The following is a 3,262-nucleotide window of genomic DNA, read 5'->3' on the forward strand; positions in this document are numbered from 1 at the left end:
CCATATATGCGCGTGAGGCGCCGCTCCAGCCTAGCGCTGAAACGGCGGACTCCCGGGGAGACGACGGGCGGGGGCCGGGGCGCAGCCCCCCCCCCCGCCGGGGGTCTTCCGGCGCTACCTCGGCGCGCACCCGCTGGTGGTGGACACGGCCGTCGCGCTGGTCTACCTCGTCCCCGCCGTCGTGATCGGCGTCGTCACCGCGTTCGCCCGTCCAGAGCCGCAGATCATCCTCACGACGCTGATGGCGGCGCTCGCGGGCGTCGCGCTGTTCGCGCGGCGGCACCACCCCGCGATCGTGTTCGCGATCGCCGTCGGGACGCTGTGCACGACCATCGTGTTCGCCGAGTCCGCCGACGTGCTGCCGGCCATGCTCGGGCTGTACGCCCTCGCCGTCTACCGCTCGGTGCGCTCGGCGTGGGTGGCGTTCGGCGTCCTGGCCGCGCTCAGCGGCGCGGCCATCGTCGCGGCCATGATCCTGCGGCCCACCGGCTTCCTCACCCAGCGCCCCGGTGACCCGATCGTGGTCGGCATCGCGGTGCTCGCGTTCTCCGCCTTCGCCGTGCTGGTCGGCAGCGCCATCGGCAACAGGAGGCGCTACCTCGCCGCTCTGATCGACCTCGCCCGGCAGCTGGCCCGCGAACGCGACCAGCAGGCGGAGATCGCCACCGCGGCCGAGCGCAGCCGCATCGCCCGCGAGATGCACGACATCGTCTCGCACAGCCTGACGGTGATGATCACCCTCGCCGACGGCTCCGCCCGGCTCGCCACGACCGCGCCGGAGCGCTCGGCCGAGACCATGCGGCTCGTCGCCGAGACCGGCCGCGGCGCGCTCGGCGACATGCGGCGGCTGTTGGGAGTGCTCCGCGCCGCGGAGGACGGCACGGCGGCCGAGCACGAGCCGCAGCCCGGCATCGCCGAGCTCGGCGTGCTGATCGAACGCTTCCGCGCCGCCGGCCTCCCCGTGCGGATCACCGTGTCCGGGACGCCGCCCGAGGACGTCGGCCGCCAGCTGACGGTGTTCCGGGTCGTGCAGGAGGCGCTCACGAACGCCCTGCGGTACGCGCCGCTGGCCGATACGGTGGAGGTGACGCTCCGCTTCGACCGCGACACGATCACGATCACGGTGGAGGACGACGCGGCCATGCACGGACCGGCCGCCCCCGGCTCCGGCCGCGGGCTCATCGGCCTGCGCGAGCGCGTCGCCCTGTACGGCGGCCGCATCGAGACCGGCCCGCGCGCCGGCGGCGGCTGGCGGGTGCGCGCCGAGCTGCCCGCGGCGGAGGCCGCCCCACGGACCACGGAGGACGCATGACCGACATCCGCCCGCTGCGCATCCTGCTGGTGGACGACCAGGCGCTGGTGCGCCTCGGCTTCCGGATGGTGCTGGAGGCGGAACCCGACCTCCAGGTCGTCGGCGAGGCGGGCGACGGGGCCGAAGCCGCCCGCCTGGCGGTCGAGACCCGTCCCGACGTCATCCTCATGGACGTGCGGATGCCGAATCTCGACGGCATCGAAGCCACCCGGCGGATCGTGGCGGCGAACCCGGCGGCGCGGATCATCATCCTGACGACCTTCGACCTCGACGAGTACGCGTTCGGCGGCCTGCGCGCGGGAGCGAGCGGCTTCCTGCTCAAGGATGCGCGGCCGGAGGAGCTGGTCGCCGCCATCCGCTCCGTCGCCGCGGGCGACGCCGCGATCACCGGCCGGGTGACCCGCGCCATGCTGGAGCTCTTCGCCGACCGCCTCCCCGCCTCCGCCCAGGGCCCCGCCTCCGGGGAGGACCCCCTGGAGGCGCTCACGCCGCGGGAGCGCGAGATCCTGCTGGCGATGGCCGACGGCCTGACCAACGGCGAGATCGGCGCGAAGTTCTTCCTCACCGAGTCGACGGTGAAGACGCACGTCGGCCGGGTGCTGGCCAAGCTGCAGTTGCGCGACCGGGTGCACGCCGTCATCTTCGCGTACGACAACGGCCTCGTCGCCCGCTAGGACGCGCGGCCGGTCCAGCCCGCGCCAAGCCGGCGCCGGATACCCTGGGAGGCGGTATGCAGGTATTCGATTCGGACTTCTGGGCGGGCGTGCTCGCGTGGCTGCTGGGCGCCGGCCTCACCCTCCTCAATGTCGCCCTCATCGTGGGCGGTGCGTTCCTCCTCAGCTGGATCCTCCGTGTGATCATCCGGCGCGTCGTCAAGCAGATCGTCAGCGGCGTCAAGCGCAACCAGAACGTGACGGACACGCAGGCGCTCGTGGCGTCTCCGCTCGCCGCCGTCCGCGTGGTGCAGCGCACGCGCACGCTCGGCTCGGTGCTGACCAACATCGTCAACGTGGCCGTCGGGATCATCGCGATCGTCATGATCTTCGGCGTCGTCGCGCCGACGGCGGCGAGCTCGCTCGCGCTGCTGACCGCCGCGATCGGCGCCGGCCTCGGTTTCGGCGCGCAGAACATCGTCAAGGACGTGCTCAACGGCCTCTTCATGGTGCTGGAGGACCAGCTGGGCGTCGGCGACGTGGTCGATCTCGGCGCGGCGACCGGTGTGGTGGAGGCCGTCGGCATCCGCATCACGCAGGTGCGCGACGTGAACGGCACGCTCTGGTTCGTGCGCAACGGCGAGATCCTGCGCGTCGGCAACATGTCGCAGGGCTGGGCGCGGGTCATCATCGACCTCGCCGTGCCGTACGACACCGACATCGAGGCGGTGCAGGCGAAGATGCTGGAGACGGCGACCGCGCTGGCGACGAGCCCCAAGTGGCGCTCGCGCATCCTCGAGAAGCCCGAGCTGTGGGGCCTCGAGTCGATCTCGGCGGATGCGATGGTCATCCGGATCGTGCTGAAGACCAGGACCACCGCCAAGGACGACGTCTCGCGCGAGCTGCGGGCGCAGCTCAAGCGGGCGCTCGACGAGATGGGCGTGAAGCTGCCCTCGCTCTCGGCGGTCGTGCTCAGCGGCTTCGACAGCGCGGCGAGCGTGGCCGGCGCCAAGCCGCCGCGCACCCGGCCCACTCCGGCCGTCGCCGAGCAGAAGCCGCTGAAGGGTCGCAAGGCGCGCGCGGCCGCGAAGCGCCAGGCGGCATCGGCCCCCGACCCCAACGCGATCCGCATCACCCCGGCGGTGGAGGCGCGCATCCCGAAGACCCCGGCGCCCGCGCGGCAGCCCAAGGCCGCCGAGCCCAAGGCCACCGACCCGAAGGCCGCCGCACCCAAGCTCGCCGAGCCCAAGCCGCGCACCCCGCGCAAGCCGCCGGCGCCTCCCGCCGACCCCGGCTC

Annotated in this window: 3 protein-coding genes; all 3 read left to right on the forward strand. The window is 73.4% G+C overall.

Annotated features, from left to right (window positions below; translation table 11 throughout):
• Positions 1–139 precede the first annotated feature (139 nt).
• Positions 140–1,312, forward strand: a complete 1,173-nt coding sequence (locus ACR9ZG_RS18560) for a sensor histidine kinase (protein WP_481286323.1) — start codon at positions 140–142, stop codon at positions 1,310–1,312.
• Positions 1,309–1,986, forward strand: coding sequence for a response regulator (locus ACR9ZG_RS18565; RefSeq protein WP_481286324.1), 678 nt, complete (start codon positions 1,309–1,311; stop codon positions 1,984–1,986). The genes ACR9ZG_RS18560 and ACR9ZG_RS18565 overlap by 4 nt, the downstream gene beginning before the upstream one ends.
• Before the next feature lie 56 nt (positions 1,987–2,042).
• Positions 2,043–3,262, forward strand: a 1,220-nt coding sequence (locus tag ACR9ZG_RS18570) for a mechanosensitive ion channel family protein (protein ID WP_481286325.1), incomplete at its 3' end; no start/stop codon positions are given.

The organism is Leifsonia sp. KNZ12-8B (genome assembly GCF_056755495.1).

Excerpts from the sequence above, each read along its gene's own strand:
- ACR9ZG_RS18565 (WP_481286324.1), top strand. The coding sequence starts at position 1,309 with ATGACCGACATCCGCCCGCTGCGCATCCTGCTGGTGGACGACCAGGCG.